20 protein-coding genes and 2 pseudogenes are annotated in these 22,913 nt (G+C 60.9%); 6 read left to right on the top strand and 16 right to left on the bottom strand.

Annotation, left to right across the window (positions count from 1 at the left end; translation table 11 throughout):
* Positions 1-83: 83 nt before the first annotated feature.
* A complete protein-coding gene (locus tag L0Z65_RS06270; protein WP_102854581.1) occupies positions 84-659 on the bottom strand; it encodes a YSC84-related protein in 576 nt (191 codons plus the stop codon).
* Between the two features lie 212 nt (positions 660-871).
* Positions 872-1,870, bottom strand: coding sequence for a porphobilinogen synthase (gene hemB / locus L0Z65_RS06265; RefSeq protein ID WP_405112475.1), 999 nt, complete (start codon positions 1,868-1,870; stop codon positions 872-874).
* Between the two features lie 202 nt (positions 1,871-2,072).
* On the opposite strand from hemB, the gene L0Z65_RS06260 reads away from it, so the two are divergent.
* Positions 2,073-2,597 (top strand): component of SufBCD complex, encoded by a 525-nt coding sequence (locus tag L0Z65_RS06260; protein ID WP_405111697.1) that lies wholly within the window; start codon positions 2,073-2,075, stop codon positions 2,595-2,597.
* Positions 2,598-2,631: 34 nt separating this feature from the next.
* Positions 2,632-6,099, top strand: a complete 3,468-nt coding sequence (gene mfd, locus L0Z65_RS06255) for a transcription-repair coupling factor (RefSeq protein ID WP_405111694.1) — start codon at positions 2,632-2,634, stop codon at positions 6,097-6,099.
* 77 nt (positions 6,100-6,176) lie between these two features.
* On the opposite strand, the gene L0Z65_RS06250 is transcribed toward mfd, so the two are convergent.
* From L0Z65_RS06250 to L0Z65_RS06240, 3 genes are all read right to left on the bottom strand, one after another.
* Positions 6,177-7,400, bottom strand: a complete 1,224-nt coding sequence (locus L0Z65_RS06250; RefSeq protein WP_096871257.1) for an MFS transporter — start codon at positions 7,398-7,400, stop codon at positions 6,177-6,179.
* Positions 7,401-7,614: 214 nt separating this feature from the next.
* The gene (locus L0Z65_RS06245) at positions 7,615-8,286 is read right to left on the bottom strand and encodes a DsbA family oxidoreductase (RefSeq protein WP_405111690.1); all 672 of its coding nucleotides are present in this window, start codon (positions 8,284-8,286) and stop codon (positions 7,615-7,617) included.
* Positions 8,283-9,890 carry a class I adenylate-forming enzyme family protein gene (locus L0Z65_RS06240; RefSeq protein ID WP_405111687.1) on the bottom strand — a complete coding sequence of 536 codons (1,608 nt, stop codon included), beginning with the start codon at positions 9,888-9,890 and terminating at the stop codon, positions 8,283-8,285. Before L0Z65_RS06240 ends, L0Z65_RS06245 begins: the two co-directional genes overlap by 4 nt.
* A 65-nt stretch (positions 9,891-9,955) precedes the next feature.
* On the opposite strand from L0Z65_RS06240, the gene L0Z65_RS06235 reads away from it, so the two are divergent.
* Positions 9,956-10,579, top strand: a complete 624-nt coding sequence (locus L0Z65_RS06235) for a helix-turn-helix domain-containing protein (protein WP_040178424.1) — start codon at positions 9,956-9,958, stop codon at positions 10,577-10,579.
* A gap of 143 nt (positions 10,580-10,722) precedes the next feature.
* On the opposite strand, the gene L0Z65_RS06230 is transcribed toward L0Z65_RS06235, so the two are convergent.
* The 5 genes and pseudogenes from L0Z65_RS06230 to L0Z65_RS06210 form a co-directional block, all read right to left on the bottom strand.
* Complete coding sequence (locus tag L0Z65_RS06230; protein ID WP_040178425.1) at positions 10,723-10,953, bottom strand: hypothetical protein; 231 nt, start codon at positions 10,951-10,953, stop codon at positions 10,723-10,725.
* A 135-nt stretch (positions 10,954-11,088) separates the two neighbouring features.
* Complete coding sequence (locus L0Z65_RS06225; protein ID WP_405111682.1) at positions 11,089-11,745, bottom strand: MIP/aquaporin family protein; 657 nt, start codon at positions 11,743-11,745, stop codon at positions 11,089-11,091.
* Positions 11,742-12,218: an arsenate reductase ArsC gene (locus L0Z65_RS06220; protein ID WP_405111679.1), complete on the bottom strand. Its 477-nt coding sequence runs from the start codon at positions 12,216-12,218 to the stop codon at positions 11,742-11,744. The genes L0Z65_RS06225 and L0Z65_RS06220 overlap by 4 nt, the downstream gene beginning before the upstream one ends.
* Positions 12,219-12,238: 20 nt before the next feature.
* Positions 12,239-13,061 (bottom strand): annotated as a pseudogene (locus L0Z65_RS06215) (helix-turn-helix domain-containing protein).
* 110 nt (positions 13,062-13,171) lie between these two features.
* Positions 13,172-14,997, bottom strand: a pseudogene (locus tag L0Z65_RS06210) (extracellular solute-binding protein).
* 393 nt (positions 14,998-15,390) lie between these two features.
* Here L0Z65_RS06210 and L0Z65_RS06205 point away from each other — a divergent pair.
* On the top strand, positions 15,391-16,164 hold the full coding sequence (locus L0Z65_RS06205) for a 3-hydroxybutyrate dehydrogenase (protein WP_096873127.1): 774 nt from the start codon (positions 15,391-15,393) through the stop codon (positions 16,162-16,164).
* 136 nt (positions 16,165-16,300) lie between these two features.
* Positions 16,301-17,329, top strand: coding sequence for a patatin-like phospholipase family protein (locus tag L0Z65_RS06200; protein ID WP_405111676.1), 1,029 nt, complete (start codon positions 16,301-16,303; stop codon positions 17,327-17,329).
* 45 nt (positions 17,330-17,374) lie between these two features.
* Here L0Z65_RS06200 and L0Z65_RS06195 read toward each other — a convergent pair whose 3' ends face one another.
* The 5 genes from L0Z65_RS06195 to L0Z65_RS06175 all read right to left on the bottom strand — a co-directional run bounded on the left by L0Z65_RS06195 (position 17,375) and on the right by L0Z65_RS06175 (position 20,916).
* Positions 17,375-18,067 (bottom strand): DUF502 domain-containing protein, encoded by a 693-nt coding sequence (locus L0Z65_RS06195; RefSeq protein ID WP_024097322.1) that lies wholly within the window; start codon positions 18,065-18,067, stop codon positions 17,375-17,377.
* An 83-nt stretch (positions 18,068-18,150) separates the two neighbouring features.
* On the bottom strand, positions 18,151-19,065 hold the full coding sequence (locus L0Z65_RS06190; RefSeq protein ID WP_405111673.1) for a pseudouridine-5'-phosphate glycosidase: 915 nt from the start codon (positions 19,063-19,065) through the stop codon (positions 18,151-18,153).
* Entirely contained in the window at positions 19,062-20,021 is a 960-nt protein-coding gene (locus L0Z65_RS06185) for a PfkB family carbohydrate kinase (RefSeq protein ID WP_082035015.1), read from the bottom strand. The genes L0Z65_RS06190 and L0Z65_RS06185 overlap by 4 nt, the downstream gene beginning before the upstream one ends.
* A 48-nt stretch (positions 20,022-20,069) precedes the next feature.
* The gene (locus tag L0Z65_RS06180) at positions 20,070-20,270 is read right to left on the bottom strand and encodes a hypothetical protein (protein WP_405111670.1); all 201 of its coding nucleotides are present in this window, start codon (positions 20,268-20,270) and stop codon (positions 20,070-20,072) included.
* 82 nt (positions 20,271-20,352) lie between these two features.
* A complete protein-coding gene (locus L0Z65_RS06175) occupies positions 20,353-20,916 on the bottom strand; it encodes a DUF4198 domain-containing protein (protein ID WP_405111667.1) in 564 nt (187 codons plus the stop codon).
* Between L0Z65_RS06175 and L0Z65_RS06170 the strand changes: the two genes are divergently transcribed.
* Positions 20,915-22,123: a HupE/UreJ family protein gene (locus tag L0Z65_RS06170; protein WP_405111664.1), complete on the top strand. Its 1,209-nt coding sequence runs from the start codon at positions 20,915-20,917 to the stop codon at positions 22,121-22,123. The genes L0Z65_RS06175 and L0Z65_RS06170 overlap by 2 nt on opposite strands.
* A 71-nt stretch (positions 22,124-22,194) precedes the next feature.
* Here L0Z65_RS06170 and L0Z65_RS06165 read toward each other — a convergent pair whose 3' ends face one another.
* Complete coding sequence (locus L0Z65_RS06165; protein WP_040169046.1) at positions 22,195-22,830, bottom strand: thiamine phosphate synthase; 636 nt, start codon at positions 22,828-22,830, stop codon at positions 22,195-22,197.
* Positions 22,831-22,913: the final 83 nt, after the last annotated feature.

The raw sequence follows: 22,913 nt of genomic DNA, 5'->3' as shown, positions 1-22,913 counted from the left end.
TCCTTCAGGAAAGGCCATGCTTCCGGCGGGGATATTTTCAGCCAGAATATAAGTAGGATGTTACGGCATGCGCCCGGGTCGGATCAGGGGATGATCCGGGTATACTTGGTGCCTTCCAGCGTGGCGCCAAGGCGCAGGCCTGCCTGACCGAAGACGGCGGCCAGAACCGGGCTGTTCAGCGTATTGGTGTCGGCGGCCAGCGAGTCGCCTTCGTCGCGGATCACATACTCCAGATCGGCGCCTGCGGCCCAGCCTGAGGAACGGCGGAAGTTCGAGAGCGCATCCTGCGTCATGAAGAAAAGCACATGGGCATATTGCTGGGCACCGATCTGCAGGCCTGCGTTGCCCTTCACCGTGGAATAATAGTCGACCGTCACGCCATCAATGCGCAGTGCGCCACGACCAAAGGCACCGCCAACGAAGAAGCCAGCCTCTGTCACCAGCGGCATCACCAGCATGCCGGTTGATTTCTCTGCGAGAGTGACGGCACCGGGGTATTGGCTGTACATCTGGCTCAGGGTTGCATCGACGCGGGCATCAATGGTGGAGGCGTTGCTGTTTCCGATACCATTGCCACATGCTGCGGTGACACCAGTGCCAGCCAAGGCGCCAAGCGCAAAGCCACGCCGGGTCAAACGGGAAGAATTAGAACTGCTCATCTTGAGTTGCCTGTTATCTGGGGCCGGGGCCGCGCGGGGCTGTCGTCTCGGCCTGTCACTGTTCAATTGCGGCCAGTTTTCTGGCTCTGCGGCAAGGTATACGCGGAAAGCTGCCGTCTGTCATCACCGAGACAGGCGCAATCAGCGGCTTCCTGCTTAGCAATTTTGTGTTATCATTCGCGCCGCGGGGCCGGTGGTGCCGCCTATGTCACCTAGCCATTCAGCAGCCGTGCAGCTGCCGGTGCATAATAGGTCAACACCCCATCACAGCCTGCGCGTTTGAAGGCCATCAAGCTCTCCATCATGATACGCTCGCCATCGATCCACCCATTCTGGGCGGCGGCCTCGATCATCGCGTATTCGCCAGAGACCTGATAGGCAAACGTAGGCGCGCCGAAAGTGGATTTCACCCGCTGGCAGATGTCGAGATAGGCAAGACCGGGTTTGATCATCACCATATCGGCACCCTCGGTCAGATCGCGCTCGATCATGCGCAGGGCCTCATCAGTGTTACTGGGGTCCATCTGATAGGTTTTCTTGTCGCCCTTCAGCGCGCCGGAGGCACCGACGGCATCGCGGAACGGGCCATAATAGGCAGAGGCATATTTGGCGGCGTAGGAAAGGATGGTGACATTGCGGTGACCTGCGGCCTCTAGCGCTCGGCGCATGGCTCCGATCCGGCCATCCATCATATCCGAAGGACCGATGATATCGGCACCGGCATCGGCCTGGGCCACTGTCATCTTCACCAGCGCCTCGACGGTTTCGTCATTGACGATCTCACCGTCCACCACATAGCCGTCGTGCCCGTTGATATTATAGGGATCCAGCGCCACATCGGTCATCACCGCTATATCCGGCGCGGCGGATTTAATGGCACGAATGGCCCGGTTAACCAGATTGTCTGGGCTCCAGGCCTCGGCGCAATCTTCGGTTTTCAGGGCGGGGTCGGTATAGGGAAACAGGCAGATCGCCGGGATGCCAAGGGCCTGCGCCTCAATCGCGGCGTCCACCACCTTGTCGATGCTGCGCCGGGTGACCCCTGGCATGGAGGGGATCGGCTCCTCAATCGCGTCGCCATCCCGCACAAAGACTGGCCAGATCAGATCGTCGCTGGTCAACGTTGTCTCGCGCACCAGATTGCGCAGGGCAGGGGCGCTGCGCAAACGGCGGGGGCGGGCAGCGGGAAAAGGGGCGACGGTAGGCTTCATCGGGTCCTCGCAGATCAGGGGTGCGATCCGGCGAGCGGTCGCGGTTTCCCCTTTGCGTGACATGGAATGACGGCGGCGACAAGTGACAGATTCGCCGCGCCATGGCTCCCCATCCTCTGGTCGGACGGGGCCACCCCTTGTGCTTAGCGCGCGCCGCGGGGGATATAGGGGCGCAAAGACTGGACGAGAGAAGGGCCGCGCAGTGGATCTGTTTCATACCTTGACCGAGCTGATTGATCTGCGGTCCTTTTCCAACCTGTGGTACTGGATCGCGCTGGCCGTGGTCTGGTCCTCCGCCAGCCATTGGGTGATGGGGGTGCCGTTCGACATGGTCTACCGCGCCCGCAAGCAAGGCGGGCAGGCTGCACTGGATCTGGAGGCCATCACCCGCGTCAATGTGAACCGGATGATGTATATCACCGAGGTGTCAGGTCATTGGGTTCTGGGGATGACCTGTTTTGTGCTCGCGATGCTGGGGATGCTGGGCTTCTACTACGGGGTGGAATTTGCCCAGGCGGTGTTTCTTCTGGCCTTTCCTATGGCGATCGTTGGCCTAATTAACTGGAGCTCGGCGCGCCGCATCAATCGCGAGGGGCTGGCGGGGGAAACCCTGGCCCGGCAACTGTCCATTACCCGGTTGTTTATCCAGCTGGTGGGCATGGTCGCGATCTTTGTGACCGCGCTCTGGGGCATGTATCAGAACCTGCAGATCGGGTTCCTCGGCTAATTGCCCGCGGGCAGACGACGAAAGAGAGACAGAGATGGCGCAACGGGCAACCACCGCAGGCGGCGCACCAGAGGGCTTTGATGCGCGGCTGATCCTGAAGGAAGCCGCCAGCAGCGATGCGCCGGTGGTGCATGTCGCACGGGATGACAAGCGGATGGAGGCGACGCGGGCGGCGTTGGCTTTCTTTGCGCCGGATATGCCTGTGATCAGCTTTCCGGGTTGGGATTGCCTGCCCTATGATCGGGTGTCGCCCAATGCCGATATCGCCGCCGCGCGGATGGCCACGCTGGCGGCGCTGGTGCATCAGATGCCGGGGCAGTTTGTGCTGCTGACCACGCTCAATGCGGCCACTCAGCGTGTCCCTGCGCGTCAGGTTCTGAAGGATGCCGCCTTTGTTGCGGAGGTGGATCGACGTATCGACGAGGAGGCGCTGCGCAGCTACCTGACGCGGATGGGCTTCACCAAGAGCCCGACGGTGATGGAGCCGGGGGATTTTGCCGTGCGGGGCGGGATCATTGATATCTTTCCTCCCGGGCAGAGCGGCCCAGTGCGACTGGATCTTTTTGGTGACGTGCTGGATGGGGCGCGGCGGTTTGATCCGGCGACCCAGCGGACCACGGAGAAGCTGTCGATTGTCGAGCTGGCGCCGGTTTCCGAGGTGATTTTGGACGAGGCCGCGGTAACCCGGTTCCGGCAGAACTACCGGATCGAGTTTGGCGCGGCGGGCACGGATGATCCGCTGTATGAGGCGGTGTCTGCAGGGCGAAAATACCAGGGCATCGAACATTGGTTGCCGTTTTTCCATGAGCGGCTGGAGACGTTGTTTGACTATCTGCCGCAGGCCACGGTGACGCTGGACGATCAGGTGACGCCCGCCCGATTGGCGCGCTGGGACAGCATCGTGGACCAGTATGAGACCCGCAAGATTGCGATGGCGCAGAAGGGGCGGATGGACACGGTCTACAAACCTGTGCCGCCGGGATTCCTTTATCTTGATGACGCGTCTTGGGAGGCGGCAATCGGGGATCATCGAGTGATCCAGTTCCATCCGCTGCCACAGGCCAGCGGGCCGGGGGTGATTGATGCGGGGGGGCGGATCGGTCGCAATTTCTCCCCTGAGCGACAGTTGGAAAGTGTCAGCCTTTTCAAATCTCTGGCGGATCACATTAAAGCACGGATGCAGGTGGGGCCGGTTGTGGTCGCCTCCTATTCCGAGGGCGCACGAGAGCGGTTGACCGGCCTGATTGAGGATGAGGGCCTGGCGGAGGTCATCGCGATCAAGGACGGAACCCGTATCGGGAAATCCGGCGTTCATCTGGCGGTCTGGGCGCTGGAACACGGGTTCGAGACTGATGATCTGACGGTGATTTCCGAACAGGATGTGCTGGGGGATCGGCTGATCCGCGCGCCAAAGAAACGCCGCAAGGCGGAGAATTTCCTGACCGAGACCCAATCCCTCAGCCCCGGCGATCTGGTGGTGCATGTGGACCACGGGATTGGCCGCTACAAGGGGCTTGAGGTTGTCACTGCCGCAGGCGCTGCGCATGAATGCATCCTGCTGGAATATGCAGAGCAATCAAAGCTGTACCTGCCGGTTGAGAATATTGAACTGCTGTCCAAATACGGCCATGACGAGGGTCTTCTGGACCGTCTGGGCGGCGGCGCATGGCAGGCCAAAAAGGCAAAGCTGAAGGAGCGGATCCGGGAGATGGCGGATCGGCTGATCCGGGTGGCCGCTGAGAGGGCATTGCGCAAGGCGCCGATGATGGACCCGCCGCCGCATGCCTGGGAAGAATTCTCAGCCCGCTTCCCCTATCAGGAAACCGACGACCAGCTGCGCGCGATTGGCGAAGTGATGGAGGACCTGCAATCCGGCTCTCCCATGGACCGGCTGATTTGCGGCGACGTCGGCTTTGGCAAGACAGAGGTTGCGATGCGCGCGGCCTTTATCGCAGCCATGTCAGGTGTACAGGTGGCGATTGTTGCACCCACCACGTTGCTGGCCCGTCAGCATGCGGCCGCCTTCGCGCAGCGGTTTCGCGGGTTTCCTTTGGAAGTCAGGCAGTTGTCGCGGTTTGTTACTGCAAAGGAAGCCGCCAAAACCCGCGAGGGCATGGCCAAAGGGACCATTGATATTGTCGTCGGAACCCATGCCTTACTGGCAAAATCCGTCCGCTTCCAGAACCTCGGCCTTCTGATTATCGACGAGGAACAGCATTTCGGTGTCGCCCATAAGGAGCGGCTAAAGCAGATGCGCAGTGACATCCACGTGCTGACGCTGACCGCAACGCCAATCCCGCGAACGCTGCAATTGAGCCTGACTGGGGTGCGGGATCTCTCCATCATCGGCACCCCACCGGTGGACCGTCTGGCCATCCGCACCTATGTGAGCGAGTTTGATGCGGTCACCATCCGAGAAGCCCTGCTGCGGGAGCATTATCGCGGCGGGCAGAGTTTCTATGTGGTGCCGCGTATCACCGATCTGCCGGACGTTGAGGCCTTCCTGCAGGAGCAGCTGCCGGAGCTGTCTTATGTCGTGGCCCATGGTCAATTGGCGGCGGGCGATCTGGATGACCGGATGAATGCCTTTTATGATGGCAAATTCGATATTCTGCTGGCCACAACAATTGTCGAATCCGGTCTGGATATCCCGACGGCCAACACGATGGTGGTGCATCGCGCGGATATGTTCGGTCTGGCGCAGCTTTATCAGATCCGTGGCCGCGTGGGGCGGTCAAAAACGCGCGCCTATGCGTATCTCACCACCAAGCCCCGTGTGCGCTTGACGCCCGGTGCGGAAAAACGTCTGCGCGTGCTGGGTTCGCTGGATACGCTGGGGGCGGGGTTCTCCCTGGCCTCGCAGGATCTGGATATTCGCGGGGCGGGCAATCTCCTTGGTGAAGAGCAATCCGGCCAGATGCGCGATGTGGGCTATGAGCTTTATCAATCCATGCTGGAAGAAGCGATTGCCAAGATCAAATCCGGTGAGCTGGAAGGTCTGTCCGGCAGCGATGACCAATGGGCGCCGCAGATCAACCTTGGCGTACCTGTGTTGATCCCGGAGAATTACGTGCCGGATCTGGATGTGCGTCTGGGTCTTTATCGACGGCTCTCGGATTTGAGCACCAAGGTGGAGCTGGAAGGTTTTGCCGCGGAGCTGATCGACCGTTTTGGGCCGCTGCCCAAAGAGGTCAACACGCTGATGCTGGTGGTACGGATCAAAGCGATGTGCAAACGCGCCGGGATCGCCAAGCTGGACGGCGGACCAAAAGGTGCAACCATTCAGTTCCACAATGATAAATTCGCGTCACCGCAGGGTTTGGTGGAATTCATTCAGGCGCAGGACGGTCTGGCCAAAGTAAAGGACAACAAGATTGTCGTACGCCGTGACTGGAAGAAAGACAGCGACAAGATCAAAGGTGCCTTTGCCATCGCGCGTGATCTGGCTGAAAAGGTTGTTGCTGAAAAGAAGAAAGCCAAGGCGAAGGCTAAATCTGGTTGAATAAGCTGACGCGCAGGACATGAAAAAGCCCCTCCAACTGTTTGGAGGGGCTTTGTTCTCTAGCGTGATATGTGGGGTTATTCTGCCGCCACCCGGTTTTCGACCCGCGCCATATGCAACATGATGGCGTAGCCTGCGACCACCATCAGCAGGATCGCCCCGGTGAGTGGCGCAATAGAACCATCAAACAGCAGCCCCACTGTCGCGGCAGCTGCAGCGGCAAACACCGTGGACACACCACCCACGATCGAGGCGGCCATGCCTGCGATATGGCCCATCGGCTCCATCGCCATGGCGTTGAGGTTGCCAAGCGTCAGACCGGCCATGAAAAACACACTGGTCTGCCAGGCCACAAACAACGCAAACATAACATCACGGGAGAGCGGCAGCACCTCCAGGCCTAGCATCAGCGTGGAGAAGATGATTTGTCCGGCCAGCGCCCACGTCACCATCCGCCGCATGCCCAGGCGCACCACAAGCGACGCGTTGATCAGGCTGCTGCTGCCCGACATGATGGCTATGAAGCCAAACCAGAACGGGAAACTGGCTGCGCGATCAAAGACGACATCGTAGATGGGCTGAACCAATGTGATCATGCAAAACAGCATCGCAAGACAGAAGCATTGCACCATCATCGACAGCCGCACCGTGGGATGCCGCAGCATCTCGATCAGGGCTGCCTTAAGATTTGGCAGGCGAAACGGGCGGCGGTTTTCGACGGGCAGCGGCTCGGGCAGGCGCAGTCCCATCCACAGCACGATGATGACCGCAAACAGCGCAAAGGCCAGGAAGATGCCGCGCCAGCTGGTCAGCAGGATAATGCCTGCGCCCATCATCGGAGCGATGGCTGGCACGAGGGTGAAAATCAGCATGGCGATGGACATCATGCGGGCCATTTCCCGACCAGAATAGAGGTCGCGCACAATCGCCAGTGCCACGACCCGCGGTCCGGCAGCACCCAGCCCCATCACCACACGGCTCAATAGCAGCATTTCGATGGAGGAGCTGGCGTAGGCCACCAGCGCAGCCGCAATATAAAGACCCGCAGCGGCAAAAATGACGGTTCGGCGGCCAAAGGCGTCGGAGAGCGGCCCGGTAAAAAACGTGCCAATCCCCATACCAAGCGCAAAGGTGGCAATGACCAGCTGCGCACGGTTGGGGTTGTCGGAGCTGAGAGTCTGACCAATTTCGGGCAGCGCAGGCAGCATGGCGTCGATGGAAAATGCAACAGTTGCGAACATCATCGCAATCAGGGCAATGAACTCAGCTTTGGACATGCTGATCTGTATATCTTTTGTCATTTGAAACCTCAGGCGACACATCAGGAGCCCCGGTAATCGGGTGCTGTCTGGGCGGCGCTCTGTCCGCGCTAACATATCTCTCGGGATTGGACCAGCAGCCAAGACGCACAGTTTTATGTGCATCGTTGTATCTGGTCGCGCCGCAAAGGTCTGGACTGCTCTGTGCAGCAGATCCAGACTTTCAATATAGGGCTAGGTGTACTGAGGCGCGCGTTTAGGCTTTGTCGGCCTCCGCGGCGTTGCCTTCCTGCAGCTGTCTCTGGATGTCGGCGATCACCTGTTTCCACAGTTCGGGCTGCTGCGCGCCCGGTACGGCGTGCTGGTTCGCGACCACAAACGTTGGCACGGATGTCACCCCCATCTTGCGCGAATGGGCGTCGCGGTTGCGGATCTCCTCGGCGTCGGTGTCGCCAGACAACAGCCGCAGGGTAACGGCGCGGTCCATTCCCGCAGCCTCAGCAATATCAGCGAGGATCTCAGCGTCGCCAATATCCTTGGCCTGCACGAAATAGGCATCAAACAGCGCATCGACTACCGCGCTCTGCTTCCCCTCAATCCCGGCCCAGTGGATCAGGCGGTGCGCGTCCATCGTGTTCGGCGTGCGCTCCATGGCTTCGAAATTGATCTGAAGCCCGGCGGCGCTGGCGTGTTCGACAACCGGGGCATAGGCTTTCACCGCGCCGTCCTTGCCGCCAAATTTCGCCTCAAGATAACTGCGCCGATCCATGCCTTCGCGCGGCATATCGGGGTTGAGCTGGAACGGGTGCCATTCAATGACAAACGGATGATCGCCAACCTCGGCCAGCGCCTTGTCCAGATGGGTTTTGCCGATGTAGCACCAGGGGCAGATCGGATCGGACAGGATATCAAGCTTTACAAGGCTCATGACGGGGTCCTTTGGTGTCGGATGTAGCAATCGGGCAGGGCGCGGCGCAGCAGTTTGCCATTGGCTCCGCTGGGCAGCGCGTCGAGACGCAGATAGGCGCGCGGCTGTTTGTAGCGCGCCAGTCGGTCCTTGGCAAAAGCCGAAAGCGCCTCAGCGGTCACGTCTTTGGCACTGGTATAGAACGCGACAATGATGTGGGTATCGGGTTTCACCTCGACCGAGGCGACCGCCACCTGCTCCAGATCGGGGTGGGTTGCCAACGCTGCTTCCACCTCAAGCGGGGAGACGCGATAGCCGCCTGCGTTCATCATGTCGTCGTTGCGGCCGAGATAGCGGATCTGATTGTCCTCTGTCATCGCGCCCAGATCGCCGGTCAGGAACCACTCACCCTGATAGCGGTCCTCGGTGGCGGCTGCGGCGTTGTGATAGCCGAGCATCAACCCCGGATCGCGGCGATCAATGGCGATGACGCCGGGGGCGTTGCGGGACACCGGTTGCCCGGCTGGATCCAGAATGGCAATCCGGCGTCCCGGTTGCGGCCAGCCCAATGTGTCGCCCACCTGCGCCGGATCGCGGTGGCGCACCGGATCGGCCGAGATGAAGGTGGAGCATTCCGACATGCCAAACGCCTCATAGAGCGCAGTGCCGGTGGCTGCCTGCCAATCCCACGCCACCTGGCTTGAGAGTTTCTCCCCGGCGCAGAGACCGTGGCGCAGGGCGGGTAGATGTAGCGTCCGGTCGTTTTGCAGCAGTTTGCGATAGACGCCGGGCGCTGCGGCAAAGAGGCTGGCATCATGCTGCCGCAAGAGATCGGGCAGCGCGGCGATCGGGGTGCCATCTTCGGGGATAAGTGCCGTTGCCCCGAGGCTCCACGGGTCCATCAGCCCGGTGCCCAGCGTAAAGGTCCAGTTGAACGCACCGGCATGGAGCAGGCGATCTGTGGGGTGCAGATCATACCAGTGACGGATCATCATTTGGCGCGCCCAGATCGCCCGGTGGGCATGCACAACCGCGCGCGGATTTCCGCCGGTCCCGGAGGTGTAGACGATATAGGCCGGTAGATCAGGATCGCCGAGCTGCATGTGAAACTGGTTTTCAGGCGGCGCGGCGCGCTGCATGGCCTCAAGTGAGTCGCGGTTGATCTCGCAGGGGTGCGGTGCTGAGGCGATCCCCGGATCGCGCAGGATCGCAGCAGGCGACAGGTCATCTATGATGCGCGCCACCTCAGGCTCGGTCAGCTGCGCGGAGGTTGGAACCGGCACCAGTCCGACCGCGATGGCGGCCAGATAGGCAATCGGGAATATCGGCGTATTGCCCAACCGCAACAGCACCCGGTCGCCGGGAGACAGCCCCTCGGCCAGCAGTCCGGCGCCCAGTCCACGTACCGCAGCGCGCAGATCCCCATAGGTGTAGATCTGTGGCGACGGCTCTTGCGACTGATCTGATGTGGCCGCGTCGTGCTGAGACTGCGGCGACAGCACGTGCAGCGCGTCTGCATCCGCTTTTGCGGGACGCGCCGCCGCGCGCTGGTAGAGCACGTGGTCGGCCAGATTGAACGGCGCGGGGCAGGGCGCAAAAGGCCCGCTGTCAAACACAGATTGCATCTCGATTGGCTAACTTGGCAAACCACGCGTTGCAAGATGGCGCGCCCCGTCCTATAGGAAAAAGTATGACCTCTCGTGATCCCAAATCGCTTATCACTATTGCCCGTGCATCGGGTGAGGCTGCCGAAACCGAGCCACTGGATCTGGGCGCTCGGGTGCGCGAGTTGCGCAAGGCGCGGGACTGGACTCTGGAACATGCCGCCAATCAGGCAGGCCTTGCGCGTTCGACCCTGTCGAAGATCGAAAATGGCCAGATGTCACCGACTTACGAGGCGTTGAAGAAGTTGGCGGTGGGGCTTCAGATCTCGGTTCCGCAGCTGTTTACCCAGCCGCAACGGGATCAGGTGAATGGTCGTCTGACGGTGACCAAGACTGGTCAGGGCTCTGCGCATGCCACTGCAACCTATGAGCATGAGCTGCTGGCCGACAGCCTGACACGCAAACAGATGTTGCCTTATCGCGCCCGCGTTCGGTCCAGGTCGATGGATGAATTTGAGGGCTGGGTGCGCCACGACGGCGAGGAATTCCTATACGTGCTGACAGGGGTCGTGCGGCTTTATACTGAGTTCTACGAACCGATCGAAATGCGACGTGGCGACAGCGCCTATTACGACGCTGCCATGGGGCATAATGTGATCTCGCTGAGCGACGAAGATGCAACCATTCTCTGGGTGACGTCCCTGTCATAAGGGGTGCCACTCTGCCAGACGGCCCCTGATCAGCCGCAACATCACGGCCTGTGTTGGGGCCGGTTTATGCGGATCACCGCCCTAAGGTGTCCACAGCCAAGCCACCCCTGAGCGAGGAACGGCCGTTGTACCGACAGGTCGGATCAGTTCAGCTGATGGTCCAACTCCCGGTGCAGGCTCTCGGTGTAGAGGAAATCATCCACCTCCTCCCGAGCCTCCGTCAGTGTCAGGTGATGGGTGCGGGCCAGATAGGCGACGAACTTATCCTTGTCGTCGAACAGAGATGGGGCCGAGCGGGTCTGCAGATGCGGAAACCGTTGCTTGAGACGGGGCATCCTGTCGAACCAGCTGGCGCGGGCTGTTTGAACAGGCATGGGGGGCTCCCTCCGGGTCAAAATTGCGCGTGGGTATTGATGCTAGCATTTTTTGCCAAAAAAGAAAGTCCGCGTCCTGCCGGATGCACCCGTGGCCCGGGTTTCGCCTGAGGTTTGCTTTTGGTCGGGCCGGGGTCAACTTGGCCGAAACAGGCGGGGTAGCACCAGATGCGCAAGGCCAACACCGAGAAACTGCATGACGATGAACATCAGAATATGACCGGGGTAGATGCCTGCAAATGTATCGCTGAACCCGCGCGCAATGGTCACCGCTGGATTGGCAAAACTGGTCGAGGAGGTAAACCAATAGGCCCCGGTGATATAAAAGGCGACAAGGGCTGGAACCGCTTCGGGGCGTGACCGCAGCCCCCCAAAGATCACGAATAACAGACCAAAGGTTGCGAGGATTTCCGAGAACCATTGGGCGCCCCCGGTCCGGTGCATGGTGGTGGAGGTCTGCAGAATGGTCAGATCAAACATCACATGGCTGGCCCAGACGCCGAGGATGCCGCCTATGATCTGCGCGGCCACATAGGGCGGCACCGCGCCCCAACTGTGATCGCCGCGCAGCGCGAAGGCCAGCGTGACTGCCGGGTTGAAATGTGCGCCGGAAATCGGCCCCAGCGTCGTGATGATCACATAGAGCATGGCGCCCGTCGCTACGGCATTGGCCAGCAGCGCCAAGCCGATGTTTCCATCCGACAGGGTTTCGGCCATAATGCCCGACCCCACAACGCCGATCAGGAGAAAGCCGGTGCCGAGCGCTTCGGCGATCAGTTTTTGCGTGGTCATGGCAGCTCTCCGATGCGGATCAGGTCTTGGCGTAGGGTGTCGGTGTCGCGGTCTTCCAGTGGCAGGTCCAGAAACGCTCGGGCACGTCGCTCCAGCCGATCATAGGCAAGGCGAAAGGCCGCATCCCAGTCAGGTTTCGCGGCTGCCGCCGGATCTTCGACGCCCCAATGGGCGCGCAACGGGGTGCCGGGCCAGATCGGGCAGGTCTCGCCCGCAGCGGAGGCACAGACGGTGATCACCAGATCCATCTGAGGTGCGCCTTCGGTCGCAAATTCATCCCAGCTCTTAGACCGTGCAGCGCTGGTGTCATGGCCTTTCTCCGCCAGAAGCGTGAGCGACTGCGGGTGAACAGCCCCAGTCGGCCTGGAGCCTGCGGAAAAGGCGTTGACGCGCCCGTTTCCATGGCTGTTCAGGAGGGTTTCCAATAGGATAGAGCGTGCTGAGTTGCCGGTGCAGAGGACCAGAATATTCATATGGTGAACTCGTTTGATTGCTATGCAGAAGATGTAAGACGGCCGATGTCATCCAGCTGGTGCTGTAGCGATATGCGGTCGAGGCTCTCAAAGGGGAGTGTGGCGAAGTTGCGGATGCGTTTGCGCAGCGCCTCATAGGTCTGCTGATATGCAAGATCAGGTGCCGTGGCTTTGACGGGATCGGGGAGCCCCCAATGGGCGCTCATGGGCTGACCGGGCCAAGTGGGGCAGTCTTCGTTCGCGGCGTGGTCGCAGACGGTGAAGATGAAATCCATTGGCGGTGCGGCACCGGCCGAAAACGCGGTGAGATCCTTGGAACGAAGCCCATTGGTTTCATGGCCTTTCTCCTGCAACAGAGCCAGAACCTCCGGACGCGGCGCGGGAGAGGGGCGGCTGCCTGCGGAATAGGCGCGGAACCGTCCGTCGCCTTCCTTCTGCAGGATCGCCTCTGCCATGATGGAGCGGGCGGAATTGCCAGTACAGAGAAACAGAACGTTCAAGGGACGGTCGCTGCGGGGCGCCAAGGGTTGCTGAACCACGGCAGGCTGGCAGATATCGGGTCGATTGTAGCAGCAATCAGACAACAGATCGTCGAACAGGCTCCGCAGCCCCTCCAACTGCGCCCGGTAGAGCAGCGAGGTGCCTTGCCGTTCGGCGCGGATCAAGCCGAGCGGAGCTGAGCGTCGAGAGGTAGCTGGAAACGGTGTTGGCCTTCTGCGCCAAAGCGGTGGCGATTTCACCCGCCGGAACAGCATCGGGATAGCGCCGCATCAGCAGGCGAAACAGCGCCAGCCGATTTGGATGCGCCAAAGCCGAAAGTTGCGATGTGATCTCTATTTCCATATTTCACGAAATACAGAATTATAAATATTGGGTCAACGAGAAGTTCTGGCCATAAAAAGGCCCGCCCGAAAAGGTCGGAGCGGGCCGGGATGTCGGCGCGGGTGGCGGCGTCAGTCGGCCTGATACCACCAGACTTCGGGCATATAGGCGATGCCATCTCCGCTGACCGGCAGCCGCTCGGGGAATTTCAACTCCTTGCGATGGGCAATGCGCGCTTCGGCGTATTTCCAGACCGGCATCACATAGCGTCCCGCTGTCAGCAGACGGTCGAGCGCGCGGGCGGCGGCGGTGAAATCCTCCTTGCTCTTGGAGGTCAGCATGGCGTCGATCATTGCATCCACCGCAGGATCCTCAATCCCGATCAGATTGCGCGATCCCGGCTGCTGCGCAGCGGCGCTGCCCCAGTATAGATATTGCTCGTTGCCGGGGCTGAGCGACATTGAGCGGCGGAAGAAGGTCATGTCGTAGTCAAACGCCTGCTGACGCTGCACAAACTGGGCACTGTCCACCATGTCGGATTCGAGTGCGATGCCGAGGCGCTCCAGAGCGCGGGCATAGATTTCCACGACCGAACGCATCTCACCCTCGCCCAGATTGCCGGGGGTCAATAGCACCTTGAATTCAAGCACGTCGCCATCTGCGTTGCGCATGATGCCGTCTTGGACCGTCCATCCGGCCTCCGCCAGCAGTTTGGTTGCGATGCGCAGATTCTTGCGATTGCGCTCGCTGCCGTTGCTGACCGGCAGCGTATAGCCCTCCATCACGCCGGGGAGCAGGCTGTCTTTGAACGGGCTCAAGAGCTCGCGCACCTTGCCTTCGGCAGCTCCGGGCTGCATGGCCAGGGTGGAGTTCGAGAAATAGGAGGAAATCCGCGGCTGGCTGCCACCGGTCAGTGTTTCGTTCATATATTCGAAGTTGAACGCCTGGATCAGCGCTTCGCGCACCCGCCAATCGTTCAATGGGTCACGGCGGGTGTTCATCGCGATACCCGTCATGCCGGAGGGTTTGCCGTTGGGGATGACGCTCTTGATCACCTCGCCGGATGTCACCGCAGGAAAATCATAGGCCTTGTCCCATTTGGCGGCGTTGAATTCGCGGATTGCAGAAATTTCCCCGGCCTTGAAGGCCTCCAGCAAAACGGTCTGGTCGCCGTAAAAATCTAGCCGGATCTCATCGAAGTTACTGGTGCCGCGTCTGAGCGGCAGATCGCGCCCCCAGTAGTCAGGGTTGCGGGAAAAGCGGATGAAGCGGCCCGGTTCGAAATCAGCGACGGTGTAGGGACCAGAGCCAATCGGTGCCTCATCCAGACCGGAGGCGGCAAAATCCTTGCCCTCCCACTGTCCCTTTTTCAGGATCGGACGCAGACCTGCGATGAGCGCCAGTTCACGATTGTCCTCATTAAATGTAATGCGCAGGCTACGCGCGCCCGTTTGTTCGATGCTGTCGATCTGGTTCCAGAACCGCCGATAGCGGATATGCCCCTCCTGTCCGAGGGTTTCATAAGACCAGATGACATCTGCGACCGTGACCGGTGACCCATCGGAGAATCGGGCCTCCGGACGCAGTGTGAATTCAACCCATGCGCGATCCTCCGGCACCTCAATCGATTCGGCGAGCAGCCCATAAAGCGTGAACGCCTCGTCCGCGGATCGACCCATCAGGCTCTCATATCCCCAGAAGCGCATCTGCCAAGGGGGGTGCCTTTCTCGGCGAAGGGGTTCAACGTATCAAAGCCGCCGGTGTTGCCAAAGACCACCTTGCCGCCCTTGGGCGCATCGGCGTTTGCATAGGGTAAAGACACAAAATCCGGTGGTAGGGCCGGATCCCCATACATAGCTATGCCATGCGCTGATTCTGCTTGTGCAAAATTAACGCTTGCGCTGAGGATGATTCCGGCCAACACCGGTCGAACTCTAAAGAAAAAATCTGGACGCACTTTTGCAACAATCCCGCTCTGGCCTTATTTTCATGAACACCAACGCTAACGGCGCTGTCAGGTCAATTCAAACTTTTAGCTTGGATGAGCGGGGGAAATTGCTTATAAAGGTCTCACTGCTCGATAGGTTTCTTGCCTGTATGAAACCTGCCTCAATAACTTAACGCCCGCTTCGTGCGGGCGTTTTTTTTGGCTTTGCGGTTTCCAATTGCATCAGCGTGTTACACCGCAGAGGGCGGATCCGGATGTCATCTGATCTGCCTCACCGGTTGCTGGACGCGCATTTTTCTGACCGGTTTCTTGCAACTTTCACGCGGTGATTGCCGTTTCCTTTGCAGGTGCAGCATGCCACAGTTGCACCAATCAGGTTTTGCACAGGAAGGGAAGAGCAAGATGACGTTGAGCGGCAAATGTGCGGTGATTACCGGGTCGAATTCTGGGATCGGCCTTGGGGTTGCACGGGAGATGGCGCGCGCCGGGGCAGATGTGGTTCTGAATTCGTTCACCGACCGGGACGAGGACCATGCGCTGGCCGCCGAGATCGCCGCCGAATTCGGCGTTGAGGCACGCTATATTCAGGCCGATATGTCCGATGCGGAGGCCTGTCGCGCCCTGATCACCAAGTCCGGCCGCTGCGATATCCTGATCAATAATGCGGGTATTCAGCATGTGGCGCCAGTGGATGAATTTCCGGTCGACAAGTGGAATGCCATCCTTGCCATCAACCTGTCGTCGGCCTTTCACACCGCCGCTGCGGCCCTGCCGATGATGCGCAGCGCAGGCTGGGGCCGGGTGATCAACATCGCGTCGGCGCATGGTTTGACGGCGTCCCCTTACAAGTCGGCCTATGTCGCCGCCAAACATGGCGTGGTCGGTCTGACCAAGACGCTGGCGCTGGAAACCGCAGAGGAACCGATCACCGCCAATGCAATCTGTCCGGGCTATGTGCTGACCCCGCTGGTGGAGGCGCAGATCCCCGACACGATGGAAAAATACAATATGGGCCGGGAAGAGGTGATCAAGAAGGTGATGCTGGAGCGCCAGCCCTCGCGCGAGTTTGCAACGGTCGAGCAGTTGGGCGGCACGGCAGTGTTCCTCTGTTCCGATGCGGCGGCGCAGATGACTGGCACCACCCTGAGCGTCGATGGTGGCTGGACCGCGCTGTAGTCGCGATGCGGACGTGCAGAGGGGGGCCAGCCCCCTCTTGCCCCATCAGGGGCAATTCACCCCCGGAGTATTTTGGGAAAGGTGAAAAATTGAAATGCGCAGGCCCCGATCTGCGCCGCCGGTCAGGAGATAGAGTGTGACAAAGCGGATCAATCTGGCCCTGCAGGGCGGCGGCGCGCATGGGGCGTTTACCTGGGGTGTTCTGGACCGGCTCTTAGAGTGTGAGGATCTGGAGATCGCCGCGATCACCGGGACCTCTGCCGGGGCGCTGAACGGGGCGGCGTTGAAATCCGGGCTGGTTCAGGGGGGGCGTGCAGGGGCGCGGGCCTGTCTTGATCATCTCTGGCAGCGGATGGGGGCGGTGGGTGACATGCGGTTTGCCCATTGGCTGGCTGGGCTTGATGCCGCACCGCTGCTGGGCGCGTTGGACTGGATCGCGCCGTTTTCCCCGCGTGAGGCCATGGGCCAGATCCTGTCGCCCTATAGCTATGGGCCGTTCTATCGCAATCCGCTCAGACCCGTGGTGGAGGGGTTCAATTTTGCTGAGGTTTGCGCCGATCAGGGGCCACAGTTGTTCATCTGCGCCACATCGGTCCGCAGTGGCAAGGTGCGGGTGTTTTCCGGTGAGGAGGTCACGACCGACGCGATCCTGGCCTCTGCCTGTCTGCCGAACCTGTTTCAGGCGATTGAGATTGAGGACCCGAAGACCGGGCGGTTGGAGCCCTATTGGGATGGCGGTTATACCGGCAATCCGGCGCTGTTTCCGCTTTACCGGCCTGAATTGCCATCGGATGTGGTAATCGTCAGCATCAACCCGCTGGAACGCGATGAGCTGCCGCGCACGCCGCAGCAGATCCAGAACCGGGTGAATGAAATCAGCTTCAACTCATCGCTCCTGCGCGAGCTGCGGGCGATTTCCTTTGTTCAGCGGTTGCTGGCAGAGGGACAGCTGGCGGCGGGAGAGATGAAACGGGTGCTCGTGCACATGATCGCCGATGATGACCTGATGCGGGAGCTGTCCGTCAATACCAAGCTGATCCCGATCCCACAGATTCTGGCGAAGCTGAAAGCCGCTGGACGTGCCGCTGCGGAGCAGTTTCTGGAGCAGGACAGCGACGCCATCGGCCTCCGGTCGACGGTGGATCTGGCGGAGATGTTTGGCTGAACGCAGAACCCCGGCCTGATGGAGTCCCCGATTGAGCGCCGGAATTCAGTCCGAAACGAGCTCGGCAGGTTTTGTCGGGTCCTTGGCGTTGGGATAGACCAGTCCGGCGGAAATCACCAGTTTGGCAGCCTCTTCCACAGTCATGTCCAGCGGGATCACATCTTCCTCAGGAAAGAACAGCAGAAACCCGGATGTGGGGTTTGGTGTGGTCGGCACAAAAATCGACAGGAGGTTGCCACCCGTTTCGGCCCGCGCTGCCACTTCTCCCTTAGCAGTCGTCGAAACAAAACCAATGGCCCAGATGCCACGGCGCGGATACTGGATCAGGCAGGCCGTGTCGAAGCTGCGTTCGGTCTGGGCAAACACCGTTTCCGAGATCTGTTTGATCCCCGAATAGATCGAGCGCACCACCGGCATGCGGTCTACCAGGCTTTCGGCAAAACCGATAAGTGAGCGGCCGATGATGCCCTTGGCGATCCAGCCCACCACAATGGTGAACAACAGGAAGATGATCAGACCAACCCCGCGCAGGTTGATCCCGATATATTGCTCGGGCCGCACGGTATGGGGCACCAGCGGCAGCACCACACCGTCGATCCAGCCCATCACCGTCCACAACAGCCAGATGGTCAGCCCGACCGGTGCAATGACCACGATGCCGGTAAAGAAGGACGACCGCAGCCGGGCAAAAAGGCCGGGGCGGCGGGGCGTGTTTTCGTCGTCAAAAGGCGTGGTCATCTGTGCGTTTCACCGGTGAGGAACGTAAGGAAGCTAGGCAGGGATCTGCGCAACCGCAATGGGCAGCTGCGCAGAAAGAGCCTTTATTGCTTCAAGTTGACCAATTCCTTGGCGATTTCAGCGGCCAACCGGGCATTGTTGCGCACAAGCGCAATATTGGCGGTCAGTGACCGGCCCTCGGTCAGCTCAAAGATGCGTTGCAGCAGGAAGGGGGTTACCGCCTTGCCAGCGACGCCTTGCGCATCCGCCTCGGACTGGGCCTGCGCCAGAACCGGTGCCAGATCTCCGGCAGCGATCTGGTCGCCTGCCGGGATCGGGTTGGCGATCAGTTGTCCGCCGGGCAAGCCCATGGCCTGACGGGTGGCATGGGCGCGGGCGATCTCTGCGGCGCTGTCCATGCGCAGGGGGGCAGCCAGGTCAGAGGTCGCCGACCAGAACGCCGGAATGCTGTCCTGCCCATAGGCGATGACCGGCACGCCTTGGGTTTCCAGCACCTCAAGCGTTTTGGGGATATCTAGGATCGCCTTGGCGCCAGCGGCCACCACGGTAACCGGGGTTTGCGCAAGTTCCATAAGGTCGGCAGAGATGTCGAAGCTGGTTTCTGCGCCCTTATGGACGCCGCCGATGCCGCCAGTGGCAAAAACACTGATCCCGGCCAGCCGGGCCGCGATCATGGTCGCCGCAACGGTGGTGGCGCCGGTGCCGCCGGTGGCGATATAGGCGGGCATATCCGCACGCGAAATCTTCGCGACATTCTTGGCCTGGCCAAGCGCCTGCAGTTGGTCCGCCTCAAGCCCGATGTGCAGCACGCCGTCGATTACGGCCATGGTGGCCGGAACGGCACCCGCGGCGCGGATATCATCCTCGACCTGTGCGGCCACCTCGACGTTTTGGGGATAGGGCATCCCGTGGGTGATGATGGTGCTTTCAAGCGCAACGATGGCCTGGCCGGAGGCGCGGGCTGCTGCGACTTCGGCGGAAAATGTCATGTCGATCAAAGGGGTGGTTCTCCTGAAACATAGGTTGCAGCGGCCTTCAGCGCCGATGCAAGGGAGGTTTCGCGGTCTTCGCCGCGGGCCTCGGCTGCGATATGTGCAGCCATGAAGGTATCGCCAGCGCCTGTCACGCGCGCGACGGTCACGCGCGGCGGGGCCTGGGTGATCAGCCCCTGGTGGTCCGCTTCGGTGGCGGTGCTGCCGCCATCGGTGACCAGTACCCTTGCGGCGCCGCGATCCAGCATGGCGCGAGCGGCGGTGGGGCTGTCGGTGAATTCGTCCTGACAGAGCAGGCCCGCTTCCTCAAGGTTCACATAAAGTGTGCCACAGCTGCGCAGCAGGAACGGGCGCAGACGCTCCGCCTTGCCGGGTGAGGCAGGGGCGACGCGCAGGTCTGCTTTCGCAAAGGCCGGGTTGGCGGTGATATCATCCAGCAGCGACAAGGTCAGATTTCCGTCCAGCGCCACCGGGCCGCTGTATGGTGCATCCTCGCTGCCAAGGGCGCCATCAATCAGCGGGCGCAGGATCTTCGCACCTGCGGCTTCCAGAGAATGGGCGTCTGCGATGGCGGCAATCAGACCATTGGCACCCTCGACCGCCATATAGCGGTCGGTGGGCAGATCCTCAGAGCGGTAGAGGTGGTCCGTGATCAGGCCAAGATGAGCGCAGGCATGCACCAGTTCATCCCCCTCAGGATCGCGACCGATCGCGCTCAGGAGGGCCGGGCGCAGGCCAAAACGGGCCAGTGTCATTGCAATGTTCATTGCAACACCGCCGGGCAGGCGGGTGATCCGCCCCGGCATATCCGACCCGCGCTGCATTTCCGCGGTGCACCGTCCAATGATGTCCCAGAGCACCGATCCGATACAGAGGATATCAGGCTGCGCTGAGGCAGTGCCGCCGGATGGGGGCGTGGCGTCAGATTGATGCGAGGCGGGAACATGCGGTGGCTGTGTCATAAATCCCGTATTGCCGCGTTTTTTCGCCCCCCGCAAGCGACAACAGGCCTAGGGAACGGCGAAAGTCAGGGCAGCCCAGTGCGTCTGCCAAACCGGCGCGGGCTTGCCTGTGGTCGCGCTATCATCCCCGGATGTGGCCTCAGGATCCAATGGGCGCAGCACCACGGCATCCAGGAGATAGACGTGGCCGGATTTCACAGGCACCACGGCGCGGCCATCTGCATCAGTGCGGATCAATGTGATCGACACAGTGCCATCCGGCGCCCGTTCGAAGACCTCAACCTGCGCATCGCTGCGCGGGCGGTCCTGAAACCGCAGTTCGACCGGCAGGCTAGGCGCTCAGATCATCGCTGTAGGGGTTGGCCAACGCGACAAATTCAGTGAGCATGCCAATCGCGCGGTCCGATCCCGCACCATTGCCAACAGCGATCAGCGATTTTGCGTGGCGGGTGTACCGCTCGGCAAACCCCGTGCGGGGCAGGTTGCGGGCGCTGTGGCGCTGCTCGATATCCGGGAAGTCCTTATGGGCCGCGAATTTTGCGAAATCCTCCCAGCTGTCATAGGTCAAGTCGTCCGGTGTGGTCTCATGAGCCACCAGCAGCAGCCCCTCCGCAGGCGGCTCCAGCTGAAGCGCGGGCAGGTCGCCCATGCGTCCGCCATAGGGGCGGGCCTCCGCCTGATCCCAGATCTCGAACCGGGCGATATTTTGATCGAAATAAGGCAACCGCGCACCGCTGAACACTTGCCCGTTGCGCAGATCTGCCCGAACCGAGGCGCCTAATTTTACTTGATATTTTTCTGGTGCAATCCAAAACTCGTGGGCAAGGGCAGCGCGGCCGACGGTGTTTGCGGCAAGCGCGAGCAGGATAAAAGCAACAGGGCGGGCAAAACGCATGGCGCAGATGAGACCTCTGGCTGGGACGATTGGTGACAGACATTGGCAGCGCACTGCGCAGATGCCGCGCGGAGGGCTGATCCGCTGGCGGCATCACCTGAGGCGTCTGCTGCTGGTCCTGCTCTTCTGGAGCGTCTCACACTCTAGCGGTTTCGCTCATGAAGTCACGCCGACGATTGCGGATTTTGAGATTTCCGGTGATCAGCTGACCATGGATCTGCGGATCAACGCCGAGGCTTTTGTGGCGGGTATTGATCTGGATGGCATGTCCGATACTGACACGGCTGATCAGGCGCAGGACTATGACGACCTGCGCGCGCTTGGCCCGGATGAGCTGGCGCCGATGGTGCAGCTTTTCGCCGAAGATTGGTTGCAGAGCCTTCAGGTGGAGGCACGCGGCGCTATCGCGATGGAGGTAACCGCGATTGAGATCCCGGAACCGGGGGACATTGCCCTGCCGCGCAGTACCTTGCTGCGGCTCTCGGGCGCAATCCCGGACGGCGCGCGCGGGCTGAAACTGGGCTGGCCAAAGGGGTCGGGCGGTGTGGTTCTGCGCCAAAACGGTGTCGAAGGTCCCTACACCGGCTATCTGCAGGGCGGGGAAACCACCCCGACCATTCCCCTGTCAGGCGGGCTGGCGCAGACGCCGAGTGAGGCGTTTGTCGATTATATCCCCGTGGGCTACACCCATATCCTGCCAAAGGGGCTGGATCATATCCTGTTTGTGCTGGGCTTATTCTTTTTCAGCACTCGGCTGCGGCCTCTGATCTGGCAGATCAGCGCCTTCACGGTGGCACATACCATCACCCTGGCGCTTGGCGCTCTGGGGCTGGTGCAGATCAATCCTGCCATTGTGGAACCGCTGATTGCTGGATCGATTGTATTCGTCGCGGTGGAAAATATCTTTGCCCGGAAACTGCACAGCTGGCGAACGCTGGTGATCTTTGGGTTCGGGTTGCTGCACGGGCTGGGGTTCGCCTCGGTGTTGGGCGAGTTTGGCCTGCCGGATGCGCAGTTCCTGCCTGCGCTGCTGGGCTTCAATGTTGGCGTGGAACTGGGGCAGCTGACCGTTGTCGGCGCGGCTTATGCGCTCCTCGGGTTCTGGTTTTGGCGGCATCCGAAATATTGGGGCCGGGTCGCCATCCCGGCCAGTTTCACCATTGCGCTGATCGGCGGCTACTGGTGCGTGGAGCGGCTGTTCCTCTGACCGGACGGGACGCCGGTCAGATGTGCTGTCTCGGACGTGTCTTTAGCGACATTCGACCGGTGTGGGCCTTTTTAGCCCTCCATCGCCGCCAGCAGGCTGCGCAGGCTCATGAGCGGATCCTCTTCGCGCCAGATCTCATCTCCGATGCCGAAGAAATCCGTATAAGGCGTCAGATCGCGGACCAGCTCAGGTGTGAGGCCGCCCTCTGCCACTACGGGCACTTCGATCATCTGGGACCACCACTCAAAGAGCTCTTTCTGGGCCTGATTGCCATCACCCAGACCGGAGGTCCCAACCGGGCCGAAACTGACATAATCGGCACCGGCTTCGGCGGCGGTCAGACCATCATGGCGTGAGGCCGCGCAGAAACTGCCAACAATCGCATCGGCGCCAAGCGCCTTGCGTGCCGCGCGAATGGGACGGGCGGCGTCCGACAGATGCACCCCGTCAAGGCCCAGACGCTCTGCCAGGATCTGATGATCGGCGATCACAATCGCCACATCGCGGGCATGGGCCACCGCGCGCAGGGCATCGCCCGCCCGGCTCAGCGTGTCCTCATCGCGGCTGGCCAGCTCAAGACGGACGCAGGCAATGTCCACCGAATCCAACACCCGCGCCAGTTGGTCGGGAAAGCGACCAAGCTCAAAACTGGGGGGCGTCGTCAGATAGATCTGCGGCGTTTCGGGGGCGTCAGCGGGGCTGTCCATGGGGAGGGCTCCTGTTCAGTGGTTGTCGGTGTTTAGCGCATCTGCCACTGGACGCAAGGATTTGGCGACATCCCAAGTGGGAT

Origin of the sequence: Phaeobacter sp. BS52 (assembly GCF_045040595.1) — a bacterium.
GTDB lineage: Bacteria > Pseudomonadota > Alphaproteobacteria > Rhodobacterales > Rhodobacteraceae > Phaeobacter > Phaeobacter piscinae.
The sequence above is the reverse complement of the archived record's forward strand: the minus strand, read 5'-3'. Positions and strand labels throughout refer to the sequence as shown.

Bases quoted from the DNA above. Each gene is read 5' to 3' on its own strand.
- L0Z65_RS06230 (WP_040178425.1), bottom strand. From the start codon at position 10,953: ATGCCTGTTCAAACAGCCCGCGCCAGCTGGTTCGACAGGATGCCCCGT.
- L0Z65_RS06220 (WP_405111679.1), bottom strand. From the start codon at position 12,218: ATGAATATTCTGGTCCTCTGCACCGGCAACTCAGCACGCTCTATCCTA.
- hemB (WP_405112475.1), bottom strand. From the start codon at position 1,870: ATGAAGCCTACCGTCGCCCCTTTTCCCGCTGCCCGCCCCCGCCGTTTG.
- L0Z65_RS06205 (WP_096873127.1), top strand. From the start codon at position 15,391: ATGACGTTGAGCGGCAAATGTGCGGTGATTACCGGGTCGAATTCTGGG.
- mfd (WP_405111694.1), top strand. From the start codon at position 2,632: ATGGCGCAACGGGCAACCACCGCAGGCGGCGCACCAGAGGGCTTTGAT.
- L0Z65_RS06240 (WP_405111687.1), bottom strand. From the start codon at position 9,890: ATGCAATCTGTGTTTGACAGCGGGCCTTTTGCGCCCTGCCCCGCGCCG.
- L0Z65_RS06185 (WP_082035015.1), bottom strand. From the start codon at position 20,021: ATGACACAGCCACCGCATGTTCCCGCCTCGCATCAATCTGACGCCACG.
- L0Z65_RS06270 (WP_102854581.1), bottom strand. From the start codon at position 659: ATGAGCAGTTCTAATTCTTCCCGTTTGACCCGGCGTGGCTTTGCGCTT.
- L0Z65_RS06170 (WP_405111664.1), top strand. From the start codon at position 20,915: ATGGCGCAGATGAGACCTCTGGCTGGGACGATTGGTGACAGACATTGG.
- L0Z65_RS06165 (WP_040169046.1), bottom strand. From the start codon at position 22,830: ATGGACAGCCCCGCTGACGCCCCCGAAACGCCGCAGATCTATCTGACG.
- L0Z65_RS06225 (WP_405111682.1), bottom strand. From the start codon at position 11,745: ATGACCACGCAAAAACTGATCGCCGAAGCGCTCGGCACCGGCTTTCTC.
- L0Z65_RS06195 (WP_024097322.1), bottom strand. From the start codon at position 18,067: ATGACCACGCCTTTTGACGACGAAAACACGCCCCGCCGCCCCGGCCTT.
- L0Z65_RS06235 (WP_040178424.1), top strand. From the start codon at position 9,956: ATGACCTCTCGTGATCCCAAATCGCTTATCACTATTGCCCGTGCATCG.
- L0Z65_RS06175 (WP_405111667.1), bottom strand. From the start codon at position 20,916: ATGCGTTTTGCCCGCCCTGTTGCTTTTATCCTGCTCGCGCTTGCCGCA.
- L0Z65_RS06245 (WP_405111690.1), bottom strand. From the start codon at position 8,286: ATGAGCCTTGTAAAGCTTGATATCCTGTCCGATCCGATCTGCCCCTGG.
- L0Z65_RS06250 (WP_096871257.1), bottom strand. From the start codon at position 7,400: ATGACAAAAGATATACAGATCAGCATGTCCAAAGCTGAGTTCATTGCC.